Source organism: Nostoc sp., assembly GCF_036917755.1.
GTDB lineage: Bacteria > Cyanobacteriota > Cyanobacteriia > Cyanobacteriales > Nostocaceae > Nostoc.
Genome location: NZ_JBALFC010000145.1, coordinates 12,964 through 31,003 on the forward strand (window position 1 = coordinate 12,964; position 18,040 = coordinate 31,003).

The 18,040-nt window shown below is 41.7% G+C and carries 16 protein-coding genes; 14 read left to right on the forward strand and 2 right to left on the reverse strand.

Annotated features, from left to right (window positions below; genetic code table 11):
• Positions 1-171: 171 nt before the first annotated feature.
• The 7 genes from V7L05_RS30905 to V7L05_RS30935 all read left to right on the forward strand — a co-directional run bounded on the left by V7L05_RS30905 (position 172) and on the right by V7L05_RS30935 (position 9,859).
• Positions 172-993, forward strand: coding sequence for a class I SAM-dependent methyltransferase (locus V7L05_RS30905; protein ID WP_335169950.1), 822 nt, complete (start codon positions 172-174; stop codon positions 991-993).
• A gap of 310 nt (positions 994-1,303) precedes the next feature.
• Complete coding sequence (locus V7L05_RS30910; RefSeq protein ID WP_335169951.1) at positions 1,304-2,410, forward strand: aliphatic sulfonate ABC transporter substrate-binding protein; 1,107 nt, start codon at positions 1,304-1,306, stop codon at positions 2,408-2,410.
• A gap of 41 nt (positions 2,411-2,451) precedes the next feature.
• A complete protein-coding gene (locus tag V7L05_RS30915) occupies positions 2,452-3,315 on the forward strand; it encodes a TauD/TfdA dioxygenase family protein (RefSeq protein WP_335169953.1) in 864 nt (287 codons plus the stop codon).
• A 684-nt stretch (positions 3,316-3,999) separates the two neighbouring features.
• Positions 4,000-5,088, forward strand: coding sequence for a sulfonate ABC transporter substrate-binding protein (locus tag V7L05_RS30920; RefSeq protein WP_335169955.1), 1,089 nt, complete (start codon positions 4,000-4,002; stop codon positions 5,086-5,088).
• 576 nt (positions 5,089-5,664) lie between these two features.
• Positions 5,665-6,708 carry an aliphatic sulfonate ABC transporter substrate-binding protein gene (locus tag V7L05_RS30925; protein ID WP_335169958.1) on the forward strand — a complete coding sequence of 348 codons (1,044 nt, stop codon included), beginning with the start codon at positions 5,665-5,667 and terminating at the stop codon, positions 6,706-6,708.
• Positions 6,709-7,218: 510 nt separating this feature from the next.
• A complete protein-coding gene (locus V7L05_RS30930; protein ID WP_335169960.1) occupies positions 7,219-7,503 on the forward strand; it encodes a hypothetical protein in 285 nt (94 codons plus the stop codon).
• A gap of 142 nt (positions 7,504-7,645) precedes the next feature.
• Positions 7,646-9,859, forward strand: coding sequence for a CHASE2 domain-containing protein (locus V7L05_RS30935; protein WP_335169961.1), 2,214 nt, complete (start codon positions 7,646-7,648; stop codon positions 9,857-9,859).
• A 130-nt stretch (positions 9,860-9,989) separates the two neighbouring features.
• Here V7L05_RS30935 and V7L05_RS30940 read toward each other — a convergent pair whose 3' ends face one another.
• The gene (locus V7L05_RS30940; RefSeq protein ID WP_335169963.1) at positions 9,990-10,145 is read right to left on the reverse strand and encodes a hypothetical protein; all 156 of its coding nucleotides are present in this window, start codon (positions 10,143-10,145) and stop codon (positions 9,990-9,992) included.
• Positions 10,146-10,218: 73 nt separating this feature from the next.
• Here V7L05_RS30940 and V7L05_RS30945 point away from each other — a divergent pair, with 73 nt between their 5' ends.
• From V7L05_RS30945 to rnhA, 7 genes are read left to right on the forward strand one after another with little or no spacing between them, the layout of a single operon-like run.
• The gene (locus V7L05_RS30945; RefSeq protein WP_335169964.1) at positions 10,219-11,808 is read left to right on the forward strand and encodes a tetratricopeptide repeat protein; all 1,590 of its coding nucleotides are present in this window, start codon (positions 10,219-10,221) and stop codon (positions 11,806-11,808) included.
• Positions 11,751-11,978, forward strand: a complete 228-nt coding sequence (locus V7L05_RS30950) for a tetratricopeptide repeat protein (protein WP_335170002.1) — start codon at positions 11,751-11,753, stop codon at positions 11,976-11,978. Before V7L05_RS30945 ends, V7L05_RS30950 begins: the two co-directional genes overlap by 58 nt.
• The gene (locus V7L05_RS30955) at positions 11,915-13,837 is read left to right on the forward strand and encodes a CHAT domain-containing protein (RefSeq protein ID WP_335169966.1); all 1,923 of its coding nucleotides are present in this window, start codon (positions 11,915-11,917) and stop codon (positions 13,835-13,837) included. Before V7L05_RS30950 ends, V7L05_RS30955 begins: the two co-directional genes overlap by 64 nt.
• Before the next feature lie 57 nt (positions 13,838-13,894).
• Positions 13,895-14,131: a hypothetical protein gene (locus V7L05_RS30960; protein ID WP_335169968.1), complete on the forward strand. Its 237-nt coding sequence runs from the start codon at positions 13,895-13,897 to the stop codon at positions 14,129-14,131.
• Entirely contained in the window at positions 14,109-14,300 is a 192-nt protein-coding gene (locus tag V7L05_RS30965; protein ID WP_335169969.1) for a hypothetical protein, read from the forward strand. The genes V7L05_RS30960 and V7L05_RS30965 overlap by 23 nt, the downstream gene beginning before the upstream one ends.
• Complete coding sequence (locus V7L05_RS30970; RefSeq protein WP_335169971.1) at positions 14,293-15,696, forward strand: hypothetical protein; 1,404 nt, start codon at positions 14,293-14,295, stop codon at positions 15,694-15,696. The genes V7L05_RS30965 and V7L05_RS30970 overlap by 8 nt, the downstream gene beginning before the upstream one ends.
• 51 nt (positions 15,697-15,747) lie before the next feature.
• Positions 15,748-16,656 carry a ribonuclease HI gene (gene rnhA / locus V7L05_RS30975; protein WP_335169972.1) on the forward strand — a complete coding sequence of 303 codons (909 nt, stop codon included), beginning with the start codon at positions 15,748-15,750 and terminating at the stop codon, positions 16,654-16,656.
• Between the two features lie 46 nt (positions 16,657-16,702).
• On the opposite strand, the gene cruG is transcribed toward rnhA, so the two are convergent.
• Positions 16,703-17,941 carry a 2'-O-glycosyltransferase CruG gene (gene cruG / locus V7L05_RS30980; RefSeq protein WP_335169974.1) on the reverse strand — a complete coding sequence of 413 codons (1,239 nt, stop codon included), beginning with the start codon at positions 17,939-17,941 and terminating at the stop codon, positions 16,703-16,705.
• Positions 17,942-18,040 lie beyond the last annotated feature (99 nt).

The window sequence follows — 18,040 nt, forward strand, 5'->3', positions numbered from 1 at the left end:
CCCAATGCCCAATGCCCAATGCCCCATGCCCCATGCCCCATGCCCAATATTCAAGCTGTCTACTCGCTGTCTTGTAGGGTGGGTGTTCTTTAATCTCCACCTTACTTACCTAAATCCAAAATCTAAAATCGTTCGACTGAGCGAAGTCGAAGTCCAAAATCCAAAATTGATATGACTCAACTAAAAACACTTCCCACCTACGACCCAAGTTTATTTGAGGGAGCTGCTGAAGGCTACGCTCAATATAGAACCAAATACCCACCTGTTGTATTCGACAAACTAGCCGAAATATTTAATCTCAATGGTCAAGGACGACTCCTTGATTTAGGTACTGGGCCAGGATTAATTTCAATTGGTCTACGAACCAGATTTGAAGAAGTTGTGGCGATCGATCCCGATCCAGAAATGATTGCAGAAGCTAAACGACAAGCAGCAGCAGTCGGAGCAAATAATATTACTTGGTTAGAACAAGGAGCAGAGTTAATTGACTCTAGTTTAGGGATATTTAAGTTAGCCACTATTGGTAGAGCCTTCCACTGGATGGAACGCGAATTAGTCCTTGAACGCCTTTATGAATTGCTTACTGATGATGGTGGATTAGCACTGCTTCAGACTGGTGACAACCCTTGGGAAAGCAATCTACCTTGGAAACAAGCTGCTGTTGGAGTAGTGAAGAAATGGTTAGGTGAAGAGCGGCGGACTGGACAACGAGGACAAGGCACTCGTAAGCCAGTCGATCCTCCCCATGATGTCGTAATTGGCAATTCGGCTTTTGCTCGTCAAGAAACCTATGAAGTGCCATTTGAAAAATCTTGGACTGTCGATAGCTATCTCGGTTACTTATACACTACAGCCTTCTCTCTCAAAATTTTCTATGGCGATAATGCTCCAGTATTTGAAAAGGATCTCAGAGAAGCGCTACTAGCAGTTGAGCCGTCTGGACATTTTACAGAAGAACTCAAAGCTACAATCCTAGTCGCTTGGAAGCACTAGCAAAATTGAATACGAACAAAACAAAGTTTCATTCACAAATTTAAATCTCCCACTAGCACGATATTGGAGTGAGCCTTTCTCGCTCCACTTCCTAAATTTTGCCATCCTAACTATTAAATTCTCAGTTCCTCGATTCGTTGCAGGGTGGGTAATACCCACTCTTTTATCTAATTTCATAAATCAATTTTTTAAACCTACAAAAAAAATATTGCCCTTTTAAATTAAAATAATAAATAAGATTTTTTGCTCTTTATATCGCAATTAATCATAATTTTTCTAACCACCTAGAGGGAAATAAATAAAACAACCCATGCCAGCTTTAAAAGGAAAGTTTGAATTCAGGAAAAGCCAGAGAACAACACGTCGTTCCTTGTTGTTTGCTCTGGGCTACTGCTTAATGCTATCAACGGCCTTATCGAGTTGTAGTGAAGCCAAAAATAACACTCAGCAGTCGGCAGCTTCCCCTGAATCAGTAGCTTCATCTAGCACTACAGAAAAGTCAACTGAGAAGCAAGTAGTGCGGATTGTACGTTCAAAACAACTTACTGCTCTAGCAGTTTTAGAAAAGCAGGGTTCCTTGGAAAAGCGATTAGAGCCTCTGGGTTTTAAAGTGCAGTGGGCTGAGTTTGCGGCTGGTCCACAACAGTTAGAAGCTCTGAATGCAAATGGACTGGATATCGCATCTACAGCCGAATCACCTCCTGTATTTTCACAAGCAGCAGGAGCGCCTCTTGTTTATCTAGCTACTACACACCCCAGTGGTAAAGCAATTTCACTTTTAGTTCCTGTAAACTCTGCGATTAAAAGTGTTGCCGATTTGAAAGGCAAAAAAGTGGCTTTCCAAAAAGCCTCCATCGGTCACTACCTATTAGTTAAGGCATTAGAAGACGCGGGGCTGAAACTGAGTGATGTCAAATCAGTTTTTTTAGCACCGGCAGACGCAAATGCAGCCTTCAGTCAGAACAAGGTGGATGCTTGGTATATTTGGGAGCCATTCGCTACCAGAAATGAACAAAAGAAAATAGCTCGTGTTTTAGCAGATGGTGGTAAGTTGCGAGATACTGGCAACTTTTACTCAACCTCACGCCAGTTTTATCAGGCTCATCCTGACGTTATCAAAGTGTTTCTAGAAGAGCTAGAAAAGGCAGAAATCTGGACTAAGGATCATCCCAAAGAAGTAGCACAACTGCTTGCTCCTGTAACTCAGTTAGATCCACCGACTTTAGAAATAATGCATGATAAATATGATTATGGGCTGGTACCAATTACCGAGAAAGTGATCATCAAGCAACAGGAAGTTGCAGACAAGTGGTACAGCTTAGGACTTATCCCCAAAAAGGTGAATGTTAGAGACGGGTTTTTGACACCTGAAGAGTACGCCAAAATTACTCCTTCAGATGTGTTAGCGAATAAGTAGTTATCTCCAATAAGAAACAAACTAAAACACAGGAAAATGTTATGTCTACCTCGACTTTAAGAAAAGTTAAAATTAGGTCTATTGATGCGCCTTTGGGAGCGATAGTTACCGATCTTGATGCCAGCCAACCGATTGCACCTGAAGTTATCTTACAACTTAAAGAAGCTCTGCGCGATCGCCATATCTTGATCTTCAAAGACCAAAAGCTTTCTGATCAAGAACTTTTGCACTTTTCGTTATACTTTGGCGCACTCTTTGTACCATCTGACCAGACTCCAGTATTGGCTTCTAAACCAGGAGAAACTCCGGTGGTGATTCCGATTTCCAATGTCGATGGTGGCTATACCGGCACTGGAGAACTCACTTTCCATTCTGATCACAAATGGACTCCCACCCCATCTAGTGGTTCGCTTCTTTATGCCTTGGAAATACCGTCTCAAGGTGGAGATACTTATTGGTTAAATACCAATTTGGCCTATGAGGCGTTAGATGAAACCACCAAAGAACGAATTGCAGATTTACAGTTAATTACCTACAACCCATTTTTGCAAGACCGGAATGCACCCCGCTCTTTGTATCGTTTAGATAAGAGTATTCCTTTAATAAGTCCGATCTTTCCCCATCCTTTAGTTAGGACACATCCAGAGAGTGGTAAAAAGCATCTTTATTTAGATATTGCTACGGAAGTGGAAATTGTCGGGCTAGAGCCGGAAGAAGGATCTAAACTGATTGAACAGTTGCGTCAGCATTTGAATCAGCCCCGATTCTACTACCAACATAAATGGTCTGTAGGTGATATTGTCTACTGGGATAATCAAGCTACCTTGCATTACCGTCAAGCATTCGATCCAAATGAGCGACGAGTATTGAAGCGGGTTAGCCTTGCAGGTAGTCGTCCCTTTTAGGCTTTATAGCAATACTGAATCATTCGTGAAAAACAAGATCCCCGACTTCTCAAAGAAATCGGGGATCTGCGGGCTGCAATTCTCACAAATCAAATAGGATTGCTATAGTTATCTTTATATAAATAAATAAAAACCTAATAAAACTTGTCTAATTTTAACATTATATGCTGATAAAAATAAAAAGATAAGCAACTAAAAGTATTATTTTTTTATTTTAAAACTAGTGTTGATGAATACTTTATTTAAAGAACAAATCCGATAAAATTTAGACTGGAATTGATAGTTGTGATCACGCATTAAAAACGCCGCGACGAAAATTCTTAAATTTCAATAGACAAAAAATGTTATGGCATTTTTCAAATCTTTGCAGAGCCTCAACTTGTCTAGCAAAAAAGGTTAATGTCAAAGATGGAGTGCTTACTCCAGAAGAATATGCAGCATTCACACCTGATTCCATTAAATCTAATAACTAAATACAGCAGATATCAAGGAAAAGTACACAACGATTCGTCTCAAAGCCAGGTATAAAGCCTGTTTTATTTCTGAATTCTGACTGGAGGCGGAGCGTCTCCAGTCAGAATTCAGAAATCTGCTGTAATTGTAATCAACTTTAAAAAAATTGAGAGTTTACGTTGTTAGCTGATGTTTCTATATCAGTAGTTAATCAAAATTTGAGGTGCAAAAATGTTTAATAATTTTGTGAAAGCTCAGACAACAATAATCGGTAAATTAGCCTTATTTGTAATGCCTGGTTTTCTAGTTTTATCTACTACTTTAATCAGTTGTACATCAACTGTATCTAATACAAATACAGGAACTGATCCTAAAGCAGATCCAGCCGGAGCAAAGACTATAACTTTTAAAACAAAAGTGCTGCGAATTGGCTATCAAAGCTCTGGTGATTTAGTTAGGGTGACGAGAGTTTTAGAAAAACGTTTGGAACCCTTGGGTGTGAAAGTTGAGTGGGCACAATTTGCTCAAGGGCCGCAACTAATGGAAGCGATGAATGTGGACAAAATTGATATTGGCTCAGTTGGAGAAACTCCTCCCATTTTTGCTCAAGCTGCTGGTGCGAAAATCGTCTATCTTGCTGGTAGACGAATTACTGCTACTTCAGGTAAAGGTAGTGCGATCGCAGTTCCTAAAGGTTCTCCAATTAAGACTTTAGCTGATATTAAAGGACAAAAAGTTGTCTTTCAAAAAGGTTCTGCTTCTCACTATTTTATCATCAAAGCTTTAGAAGAAGTCGGCTTGAAATACAGTGATATTCAAGTCTTGAGTATGCCCAATGTCGAAGCCCGTGGTGCATTTATTCAGGGCACTATTCCAGTTTGGGTGACTGGTGATCCTCACTTAGCTTTAGTGGAAAAACTCCACGGTGCGCGTGTGCTGAGAGATGCTACAAATATTGGTACTCCAGGTGGATATTATGTAGGAACACGCCAGTTTGCTAAGGAAAATCCCGAATTACTTCGGATTATTCTAGAAGAGATTGATAAAAACGGTCAATGGGCAGAAGCAAATCGTAAAGAGGTAGCCAAACTAATAGCACCGGTACTTAAAATTGATCTCCCCATTCAAGAAATAATTTCTGGACGCGCTAATTATCGACTTAAAGGAATTACTCCAGAATTAATGAAAGCTCAACAAAGTGTTGCAGATTTATTTTATAAGGAAAAAATATTACCCAAAAAGATTGATGTTCAAGAAGCTTTGCTTACACCCAAAGAATATGCAGCTATTACTCCACCAACACTTATAAGTGAAAAGTAGAAAATAATCAGATATGAAGACTGGGGACTAGGAAATAGTTTTCCAATACCAAATCTGAATCCCTTTAAATCCTTCATGCTAAACAAGCCTAATTGAGGAAAAGCCACTTTTTACAAATCTCCAGACTTGATTTTTTAATAAATGCGAATCATTTTAGAAATACCTAAAAAGATCGCTAAGTTTTTTCAAACCAACTAGAATACCAATTTACTAAAACCAAAAAGAGATTTGTTGAATTAATGCAATCTCAAGTTTTAATACTAAATTGGTGTTCTAGGAGGTTGACAGAACAACTTCCAATTATCTTACTTGCTTTTGAAAGTAAGACTTACAACCCACATTCCGCAATTCATTTTGTAATATATGAAGATTAGCAAATATAGCGATGCCTAGTGCAGGCTGCGCCTACGCAATCTAACCACAAGCATAGCCCAACTACTAATAATCGTCAGTATTAATATTTAATAACATGACTATTATTGGTAATTATTTTTGAATTATTCATAGAATACATTTTGAAGTGCAGAATATGGGTTACAACTTAAAAGCTAAAACTTACGAGGAAAATCACAACTGATGAACAAGCCATTTCAACCACAACGCCGCACAGTTTTAAAGCGTATTGTCCAATATTCAGCACTAGGACTGGTTGCTTTATTATCTCCCTTTGCGGGTAGCCTTATGCAAAGCACCCAAGCGCAAACAAACGCCAAAGTAATTAACTTGGCCTATCAAAGTTCTGGTGATATTGTCAAAGCCAGAAAATCTGTTGAGCCACGTTTCAAAGCATTGGGTGTAACTGTGAATTGGGTTGGGCCATTTGCAGCAGGGCCGCAATTGATAGAAGCGCTGAATGCAGGTAAGGTGGATATCGGTAGTGTCGGAGAAACACCTCCAATATTTTCCCAAGCCACAATCCCAGGCGCCCCTCAATTTGTCTATATTGCTGGACGCACGCCTACCGATGGGACAAACCAAGGTATTGTAGTGAAAGCTAATTCTCCCATTAAGAAAGTAGCGGATCTTAAAGGTAAGAAAATTGCTTTTCAGGTAGGGTCGAATGCACAGTATTTACTAGCAAAAGCTTTACAAGAGGTAGGGTTAAAAATTAGCGATATTCAAATCGTTGCTTTGACTCCATCTCAAGCCCGCGACGCCTTTCTTCAAGGCAAGGCTGATGCCTGGGTGGGTGGCGATCCGTTCTTAGCTGTTGTGCAAAGTACTAATACTACTCCGATTCGGATTTTGAGAAATGCAGCCGGAATTAACACTCTAGGCGGATTTTATCTTGGCAGGCGTTCATTTGTCACCCAAAATCCGGCATTGGTGCAAGTGTTTTTAGAGGAAGCAGAGACGGCAGGAGAATTTGCTGAAAAAAACCCAACTATAATTGCCAACCAGTTAGCTCCTGATCTGAAATTAGATGTATCAATTGTAGAAAAGGTGGTACGCCGTAGTGCTTATAGATTGAGAAGACTCACACCTGCGATCATTGCCCAACAGCAGAGCGTTGCTGATTTTTATTTTGCACAAAAAGTCATCTCGCGTAAGATAGATATCAAACAAGCGATTCTTCCTACTCTACAATATCAAGCCATCACACCTGCTAATATCAAGTAACGGTAAACAGGTAGAAGCAGGTTTATTCAGCTATTAACTTGGCTGGCTGTACTGCTTCAATAAGGGGCTTAACAAGTTGCTCAAGCCGCTTGTTAAGCCCCTTGTCTAGTTAATTGAAAACTGGTATCAAATCCAAAGAAATTTATCTCTTAAGGTGGCTCGTAACTTCATTTTGGAACACCTTAAACAACAGGTAGGCTTAGTCCTCAATTACAAATTATAGATTTTCAAGATTGACGGCTCCTCAGTTAGCCGGGGGTTCTCAGCATGAGTCTGATAGCAATCCTAAATCATTCGTGAACAATCAGATCCCCGACTTCTTAGAGAAGTCGGGGATCTGAGCCTTGGAATTTTCAGAAATCAGATAGGATTGCTATAGCAGATACTATCACTTTGACTGCATCTATCTAGGGTTATAGAAGTTGTAGGTAGGTGATTATGTACTACATCAACTATTATCCAAGCTATTTAAGCTAATAATAGAGTTGTTTCAATCCAGGGGATGAAAATATGAAGGTTTGGCTTGCCTGCTTTTTGGTGCTGTTTGCTTTGGCGGAACTGTTTGACTGGTTGCAAAAATTTAATCTACCATTACCTATCTATATTTTGGGTGGCGCTTTTTTAGCTGTTGCTTCTAACTATGATCAGATTTTTAGCTCATATTTCGCTGATTCAAGCATCGAAGCATTAGTTGAACAACCCCAGTTAGATTCACTAACTCCATCAACTAATCCTATTTCTTTGCCAATTGCCAGTCCTGTTGAAGATCCTCAAATATCTGAAGCAGATGATTAGCTGCATAGTGCTATACACCAATAATCAGCGAGTAAATTGCTACATTAATAGAAGTTCAGGTTAATTAGCTTTTAACCTAGAGTCTGAAAATTAACTTTTACGCCTGCAACATCTACCCAATTCAGGCTACCGTCGCAACGCCGTGATTAGTGGACTATTAGAAAAACTTCGTGTCCCCTTTGTCAAATTTCAGGATTATCGTAAAACTGACAAGAGCAAAAGCTGGCTGCAAACTATTTTGGTTACTAGTGTAGGAGTCACCGCCTTTATCTGGGGAGTTCGGGAACTCAAATGGTTGCAGCCTTGGGAGTTGAGAGTTTATGACCAGATGTTGCGATCGCGTCCAGCACAACCACCCGATCGGCGGATTTTGCTGGTAAAAATCACTGATGAGGATCTCAAACGAGAGAAATGGACTCTATCAGATCGTAGAATCAATCAGCTGTTAAAGAAAATAGAGTCTTATCAACCGCGAATTGTTGGCTTATATGTTTTCCTACCAGAAGACGACAATTTAGCAGCTAATCTCCAAAATCAAGATAACATTATTAGCACCTGTTTGTTCAGTAGCTTGGGTAGAGATGAAATTCCACCGCCACCCAATTTTCCTATAGATAATGTTGGCTTTAGCGATGTGGTTACTGATAATGAAAACGACCAAATTCTTCGCCGAAGTTTATTATTTGCTAACTCTACAGACAAAAAATGTACAACATCGTTTGCATTTGGTGCCCTAATTGCAATTAATTATCTGGAAAAACAAGGCATTGAATACCAGTTCACCAACAAAGGAGAGTTTCAGTTAGGTAAAACCCTCTTCCCACGTTTACAAGCTAATTCTGGTAGTTATCAACATCTGGATGCAAATGGCTATCAAATATTATTAAATTACCGTGACCCCAACAGCTTCGCCGACCAAGTAACCCTCTCACAAGTCCTCAGTGGTCAAGTCAATCCCAATTTAGTCAAAGACCGTCTTGTAATTATTGGCACTACGGCAGCTAATCTAGCTCCAGGTGGCTTTTATACGCCCTACAGCGCTTTACCAGATCAACCAGCCAGAATGCCTGCTCTGTTTATTCATGCACAGATAGCAAGTCAACTGATCAGTACAGTGTTGGATGGGCGATCGCTAATTTGGTACTGGCCCGACTGGGCGGAACTTATTTGGGTGTGGGGCTGGTCGCTTTTAGGTAGTATTTTAGCATGGCGGTGGCAAAATCCGTTGCTTTTGCTTGTGGTAGTGGCGATAACTCTACTTGGCTTAGTGGGAATCTGCGTTGCTTTGTTTTTGCAAGCCGGATGGGTGCCATTAATTCCTTCTGCCCTTGCTTTGGTGATTAGTAGTATCTGTGTGATTGCTTATACTAGCTACCAAAATCAGTGGCAAACTCAGGTGATTATTCTGCAAGTTGAAAAACAACAAGAAGCGATCGCCCAATTAAATGTACTCTTAGAAGATAAAACAGCACTTCCCGATTCCTATCTTGATTTTCTTCCCCCAATTGATTCACCAGAAATAAAATCTGGTGATTTGCTTTTGAGTGGACGCTACAAAATTTCTAGAACTCTCGGTGCAGGTGGATTTGGTCGCACTTATTTAGCACAGGATACTCAACGACCGGGTAATCCGATTTGTGTAGTGAAAAAGTTAATGCCAGCTCGTCAAGATACACGATTTTTGCAAGTTGCTCGCAGGTTATTTAATAGTGAAGCTGAAATTTTAGAATCTTTGGGTAAACATCATCAAATTCCTGAACTACTTGCTTATTTTGAAGATGACCAAGAATTCTATTTAATTCAAGAATATATCGAGGGACATACTCTAAGTGAAGAATTACCACCTGGGCAAAATGTGCAAAATGAATCATTTGTCATGGAGATGCTCAAACAAGTTTTAGAAGTTCTAGAATTTATTCACCAGCATCGAGTAATTCATCGTGATATCAAACCGACTAATATTATTAGATGCGCTCAAGATAATCGGCTGGTGTTGATTGACTTTGGTGCTGTAAAATTGATGCAGCCGCCAAGTAGTGAGCAAACAGAATTAGCGACAGTAGCCATCGGGACGCGGGGTTATGCGCCTCCAGAACAATTTGCCGGTCATCCCCGCTTATGCAGTGACATTTACGCTTTAGGAATGATTGGCATTCAAGCCATAACTGGGATACCACCGCAAGAACTCCACCCAGATCCAGAAACGGGTAATGTGATGTGGCGGGAAACAGTGCCAGTCAGCGAAGAATTAGCGGTAATTTTAGATAAAATGGTTTGCTATCATTTTAGCGATCGCTATCAATCAGCCGCCGCAGTTTTACAAGATTTAAAACGTATGTGTAGCTCTAGCGATTAGAAATCGTGACTGCACAAACTAAGTTCGCCTTTCTTGCGGAACGCTACGCGAACGCGGACTAACGAACAATGCTTTCCAACCCGCGAAGGCGGGTTTTGTCTGTGTAGCCGCGACTTCCAGTCGCCTGGTGCTATTTAAACGCAACCTTCTGCATTGTTATTGCATCGGCTAACAATGCCATTGCATCAACTGACAATGCCATTGCATCGGCTAACAATGCCATTGCATCAACTGACAATGCCATTGCATCAACTAACAATGCCATTGCATCGGCTAACAATGCCATTGTATTGGGTTACAAAAATTACAGCCATAAAATTGCTAAAATACACTACAAAAGCAATACATGGTTGCGGCAAATGCTCAAGCGGCTTTGGCGGTGGCTCAAGAGGTCTTTTCAGCGTTTATTTGGCGACAAGCAGACTCGTCCCTTGAGGGAACAGACAAAAGTAGAACCACCGAAACAGCTAACAGGTGCGGAGTATGAATCGTTGTTTCTCCAGTTGTTGACAGAAGTCAATGATGGCTTGAGTAGAGGAGGGGCAAAAGGTTTCTTGGCTGCAAACCGCATCAATGAAGCTAATTTGGTGGAGTGGTTGCAGGGTTTTGGCGAAAGATTGTTAGCTTTACCTACACCGAATGATGAGTTAGCAAAGCGGATGGTGCGACTGGGTGAGTTGAGTATTGGGGAAGTTAGTATTGTTGCTTATGATATTGGGAGGCGGTTGGAGGGAGGAGAAACAAACCGCAGAGGCGCAGAGGACACGGAGGAAGAAGAGGAAATCTGGCTTAACCAAAGCAATGAACAATATATGGCAGGAGATTTTGTAGGTGCGATCGCATCGTATGACAATGCCCTCAAATTCAAACCTGACGACTACCAAGCTTGGTTCTACCGGGGTTTAGCACTGGATAATTTAGGGCAATATGAGCGAGCGATCGTATCCTACGACAACGCCTTAAAATTGAAACCTGATTTTTCTAAAGCTTGGAATCACAAGGGTATTGTCTTATGCGATCACTTGCAGCGATATGAAGAAGCGATCGCATCTTTCCACAAAGCTTTAGAGTTCAAGTCTGACTTACACCAAGTTTGGTACAACCGGGGTGTGGCGCTGAGTAATTTAGGGCAACATGAAGAAGCGATCGCATCTTATGACAGTGCCCTCAAAATCAAACCGGACTACCACGAAGCTTGGAACAACCGGGGTGTGGCGCTGTATAAATTAGGGCAACATGAAGAAGCGATCGCATCTTATGACAGTGCCCTCAAAATCAAACCCGATTACCACGAAACTTGGAACAACCGGGGTGCGGGGCTGAGTAATTTAGGGCAACATGAAGAAGCGATCGCATCTTATGACAGTGCCCTCAAAATCAAACCCGATTACCACGAAGCTTGGAACAACCGGGGTCATGCGCTGCGTAAATTAGGGCAATTTGAAGAAGTGATCGCATCTTTTGACAATGCCCTCAAAATCAAACCCGACTTCCACCAAGCTTGGTACATCCGGGGTGTGATGCTGGATAATTTAGGGCAATTTGAAGAAGCGATCGCATCCTTCGACAGTGCCCTCAACATCAAACCCGACGACCACGAAGCTTGGAACAACCGGGGTATAGCGCTGGCTAATTTAAGGGAATTTGAACAAGCGATCGCATCCTTCGACAAAGCCATCAAAATCAAACCCGACGACCACGAAGCTTGGGACAAACGGGGTGTGGTGCTGGATGATTTAGGGCGATTTGAACAAGCGATCGCATCTTACGACAAAGCCATCAAAATCAAACCCGACGACCACAAAGTTTGGAACAACCGGGGTGTGGCGCTGCGTAATTTAGGGAAATCTGAACAAGCGATCGCATCGCATCTTACGACAATGCCCTCAAAATTAAACCCGACGACCACAACGTTTGGAACAACCGGGGTGTGGCGCTGCGTAATTTAGGGAAATTTGAACAAGCGATCGCATCTTATGACAATGCCCTCAAAATTAAACCCGATTTTCACGAAACTTGGCTCAACCGGGGTTATGCGCTGGATGATTTAGGGCGTTGTCCCAAGATGCGATCGCATCTTGGGACAACGCCCTCAAAATCAAACCCGACTTTCACTTAGCTTGGATTAGCCGGGGAATTGCGGCGGGAAACGCAACTGGAGAGAGGACAGATTTATTTTTCACATTTACTTTACCTAGTGCAACAGCAGCCAACCTCGGTTTAAAATTTAACAATCCCGATTTAAACAAGCGTGGCTACGAGGGTAAATTGGCAAGCTATGAAGAAGGGTTGAAGCATTGCCCCCAAGACACGCACCCAGAAGGTTGGGGAAAATTGCATCAAAGCATAGGTGATGCTCATTACTTCCGAGGGCGAGGAAATTACAACGCCCGCTATTTTTGGCGCAAAGCTGTGACCAGCTACAAAAAGGCACTGCAAACTCTTACAGCAACAGATTTTCCTGAGTTGCACTTAGAGCTTTTGCGAAACTTAATTCGCGTGCAGTTGGATTTGGGGGAAACAGCCGAAGCCACAGAACTCCAACGACAGGGTACTGATTTGTTGCGGCGCTTATTAAATGAACCAAATCGCTCTGATAAAAGTAAAAAACAACTAGCTCTAAAATTTGCCTGGATTCAGCAGTTAACTGTTGATTTAGCTGTGCAATCTGGAGATTTGTTGCAAGCGATTGAATTAGCAGAAGCAGGTAAAAATACTTGCTTGCGTTGGCTTTTGGATGGATGGAGTGATGAAAGTTCATCTCTCAGTTATTCAGAAATGCAACAACTGCTTAATCCCTCAACTGCTATTGTTTATTGGCATCTGAGTTCTTACGCCTTACACACCTTCATCCTAAAACACAACGCGCGATCGCCGATTGTCTTGGAAGAAACCGAGTTTGTAACTCAGGCGCAACGCTTACAAGATTTTGAAGGCTGGGTGAAAAATTGGAATGAACAATATACGAATTATCGAGACAAGGCAAAAGACGAACAAAGCCACAAAAACCAACTTTGGCGACAGTTGATGCCAGGTAAACTTGAGGAGTTGAAAAATATCCTCTATATTTCCGCTATTCAAGAGCAATTAAACGGCATCACAAACTTAATTCTCATTCCTCATCGTGATTTGCACCGCTTACCACTCCATGCAATATTTACAGATAACTTCACCATCACCTATTTACCTAGCGCCCAAATAGGTATTACCTTACAAAACTTAAAGCAAACAAATCTCGGAGCAATTAGTGAATTGCCTCTATTGAGTGTAGAACATCCCGACAGTGAAGGTTTTCCTATTTTGCCTCATGCAGAAATTGAATCTGCTGCTATTACCCAGCTATTCCAAAACCCTACGCCGAAGCGAATTTATGGAGAAACCGCGACGAATACCACACTTAAAGCAGTCCTAAAAAATAGTTACAGTATTTTTCACTTTACAGGACATAGCATCTATGATTTCCATAATCCTAAACAATCTGCTTTGGCTCTTAGCGGTAAAGAGTTTCTGACTTTAGAGGAAATTTGCAATATTGAGAACCTCAGAGGATATCAATTAGTTAGCCTTTCTTCTTGTGAAACTGCCATCACTAGCAACCAAACTATCACTTCTGAATATGTTGGTTTAGTCAGTGCCTTTCTCTATCAGGGTGTTACCGATGTTGTTAGTACATTGTGGACTGTGACTGACGATGCTAGTAGTTTTTTGATGATTTACTTTTACTGGCAAATAAAGAAAGGTAAATCGCCAGCAGTTGCCCTCAAGAAAGCAACAAAATGGTTACGTAATTTAATATTTAGTCAACTCGAAAGAATTTATCAAGTAATCTTGGCTAAGTTACCATCAGATGAAACCACTCTCCGCCCTTTTATCAGAAAAAAACTCTATCAAATTAGTCAAATGGAGTTAGCACAAAAGAAACATAAAGATTTTCAACATCCCTACTATTGGGCAGCTTTCACAATTACTGGTAGATAAAATTTATTCTTTGTGCCTTTGCCTGAGAAATTAATAAATGCGTCTAAAAAAATCCCTATGAAACCTAACAACATAATTACTCTGACAGCCTTCCTTACTGGTCTTACACAATTAGATGAACCTTTGCCAGACAATATCCAAACTCAGCTAAATGACATCAGCAAAGCCCTAATAATCGATCCAAATAATATCGGCAATTTGGATGCGATCGCTGCAAGTTATCTACCTTTAGATGAAGTTTATCAAACAGAACTTGCTACAATTGACAAAAATGTTGGCGAACGTACTAAATAAAGGTTTAAAACCTCTGCCTTTACCAACTGAACCCACTAGGGAATTGACGAACGCAGCAATTAATGTTTTTAGTAATGATAATTCGGTATCTGCTGCTAAAAAAGCTGTAGAACCAAATCTGCTGGAAAGGGTTCGAGATTACATTAATGGCAGAATAGGAAATGGCTGAAAAGATTATTTATCCCAGTATTGATTTATTCCTCTACGATTTAAAAGATGGTTTAGGAGAAGATGAGACAAAATTAAACAAGAATTGTGAAGATTTTTGTCGCAAAATATATGGCGATTTAGACGAAACAAGTTTTCAAGAAAAGTACAGAGAATTCTTGAAGCATAAAGATAATGGTGAAGATGTAATTGAGTTGCTCGAAAAAGCCCAAACTAGAGATTTTTCATCACCCCTAAATGGCTATTACTATCCACTGCAAATGGGTGATACTTATGCACTCCAAGTTGATTATTCTGGTAAACTTGATGCTAACGGTAAACCTAATTATGTTCCTCAAGATATCGACGATGCACCTTTTGGGAAACTCAAAGAAGAAATTACTAATCGCCTATCTCAGCAAACAGGCACAATTGGACAAACTTGGTTACTTTGGGGAAAACTAACCAGCACTAAAACTGAGGCAGAAATTGAAGAAATAGCCAAAGAATGCTACACCAAAATTGTCAGCGATTACAAATGGCAACGAGATTTTATTGGCAAAGGTAAGTTAGAAGAAGGAACGATTTTTGAATTGTGGTATTGTCCACAAAATTTAGGCGTAAATGGTAAAGAATTTTGGGATGAGTTTAGAAAATCAAGATATCACATCTTAATCTGGTTGTTTCCCGAACATATTTCACCAGATGAGATGAGCAAGCAGGTACAAAGTGTATATTATGATTTTCTGCGCCTATGGCAATACCGTCACAAAGTAGTTTGGTCATACTATCAAAGTCGCTATCAAAAACAGATTCTCAAAAAAGAGTATATCGAAATTCAACCATCGATTCAGCAGACAAGCGAGTTACCAAAGCTATTACAAACCAATAGCCGAAAATTAAGCAAACTACAAGCAAGTCTGACAAATAATTTAATCAACTTATCAGACTACACGATTGCCTTAAACTATCTAGAAAATCAAAGCCGCACAATTCAATTAAACTTAGAAAATTATAAATCTCATTTAGCAGACATCCAGGCAAAATATACAAGTAGTGACTTAAAATTTCTCAAAGAGTTTAGCGAGAGTGAAATCTATGCCAAAAAATATCAGCGACAAGTAGAAGCAGATTATGCCATTCTCAGCCCTGGATTAACCTTACTGCAAAATCTGAATAATACTATCCAAGGTATTATCGACTTAGAGCAAACCAAAAGCGATCGCACCCTGAATACTAGTATAGCGATCGCAGGTGTTGGACTCGCAACCAGCCAAATAGCCTCCGCCGTAATTCTCGCCCAGCCGAATGATTATCAACAACATCTCCGCTTTCGGGCTGAAGTTTTTGGGTGGAGTGTAGGTATCGGTGTCTTCTTTGCTGTGCTAATCTTTATTAGCCTGCGCTTTCGCCGTTAATAACTCTTCCCTTAGCGTCCTTAGCGTCCTTTGCGGTTCGATACCTTAACCATGTCCACTCAACCCACAATTCAAAGCATATACACCGATGGTGCTTGCACCGGGAACCCTGGTCCTGGCGGTTGGGGTGTTGTCGTCTACTTCAGCGATGGCTCAATCCACGAAATGGGCGATGCATCACCTCATACCACTAATAATAAAATGGAAATGCAAGCGGCGATCGCCGCCTTACAATTCCTGCAAACATCTCAACAAGTTCAACCCATCACGCTTCATACCGATAGCGAATACCTGATTAACTGCGTTACCAAGTGGGTGAAAGGCTGGAAAAAGAAAGGTTGGAAAAAGTCAGATGGTAAACCCGTCCAAAACCAAGACCTTTTAGAAACTCTCGACGAACTCAATACCCAACAGGTAAAATGGCAACACGTCAGAGGACATTCTGGTAACATAGGTAACGAACGTTGTGATGCGATCGCTCGCACCTATGCCAGTGGCAAAATCCCTTCGCTACAACAATTATCTCCCACAGATTTTGACAACTCTTTACCTAATTTCAGCGAACTAAATGTAGCAAAAGTCGCTGATGATGACAAAAACTCTAGAATAATTAACCAAACTACACCAGAAGTCAGTACTTCTGCACCAGAAATAACTGTTATGGAACCATCAACTGGGCCAAGTGCGATCGCAATCGATGAAAAACCGTCAGAAATTAGGGTTTTGCAACTCCGCAGCTTGGTCGAAACTCTGCGTATCGCTGACGAAATTTCTGAAAAAGGTTACTTAATCACCAGTTCTGAGTTAGCAGACTTGATGGATGTCCACGCCAGCGCTGTTACCAGTCGGGGAGATCAATGGCGCTGGCGAAACTGGATAGTATCACGGGTACGCCGTGAAGGAAATCAAATTCTTTGGGAACTGGAACGCGGGGATCAAATAGGAGGTGAAGAGGAGTGAGGGGGTAGGGAGTAGGGAATTTCGCTCACTCACCACTCACCACTCCCTACTCCCCCTCTTTTACACTATACTTGCGTCCTCGCCACTCGCGTGGCGTGCGGAACGCAGATAAGAAGATTCGCAGCACAGCTAAGGGATCAGCTAAAGGGGAAAGCCAGAATAACCAGCGGCCTTTAGCGGTTTTGCGATCGTAGGAAGGTGCGATCGCTATCAGCATAGCAAAGCGAATCACCACGAGAAATAAATTCAGTCCCAGCAGAAGAAGTGGGGGAGTGGGTAGAGACGCGATTAATCGCGTCTGTAGCAAGTAGGAGAGTGGGGGAGAAATTAACAAAAAAGTGAGGACAATTAAAAGGGGTAGACCCTGAACAGATGTGAGTAGCCATAAATCTCCCCACAATTGAGAACGAGAAGTTGCATCTTTGAGGTCGAGACTCCGCCCCCATTCCTTCCACGTCTCCATCGCCCCTTCATACATCCGTACCTTCAGCACCTTTGCGCCATCTAAAAAGCCCACTTTATACCCTTGAGCAGCAATATTCCGTGCCAAAGTGACATCATCACAAAAAGAACCACTCGCACTGCTATAACCACCCACAGCAGCTAAAACGGAGCGACGACACAAAAAACACTGCCCATTTGCCATCACCCGTTCTGGCTGCTCTGTATTAATCCCGGCGGGGTCAAATCGGTAAAGCAGAGTCATCAACAAAGCCGGTTGTAGCCAGCACTCGCCAGGATATTTAAGGATGAACTGGGGCGAAAGGGAAACTAGATCATAACCTTGTGCTTCGGCGGTCTTGACCAAACCAGCAACTAAACCCGGATGCGGTTGGATATCAGCATCCAGTCCGAGAAACCACTGACTAGCCTCAGAACTATATAGAAAACCGTTATGCAACGCCCAAGGACGGCCTACCCAACCAGAGGGTAAGGGGTCATCTGTCATCAGGCGAAAGCGCGGATCTTTCTGCTGTATCGCTTTTACCAAGTCGGGAGTGCCATCACCAGATTTGCTGTCTACAACAATTATTTCCCGAATCTCGTAGCTTTGCTGACTTAAACCAGCTAACAGAGGGCTAATGCGAAGCGCCTCGTTCAATGTGGGAACGACGACACTAACCCTACCCAAAAGCTCCGGCGTCGGCTGTTGCGGTTCTATTGGCCCAAGGCGTCTTGGCCCCTTTAGCAGGCGCGAAAACAGAATCGCCGTTGCTGGTACTTGGATAAGTAGCAATAAAAAGGAGATGGCGCTTTCTACTATCAAAGCGTTGTCATTAGTCATTAGTCATTTGTCATTTGTCATTGGGCATTGGGCATGGGGCATTGGGCATTGGGCATGGGGCATTGGTTATTCTCTTTGTCCCCTTGTCCCCCACTCCCC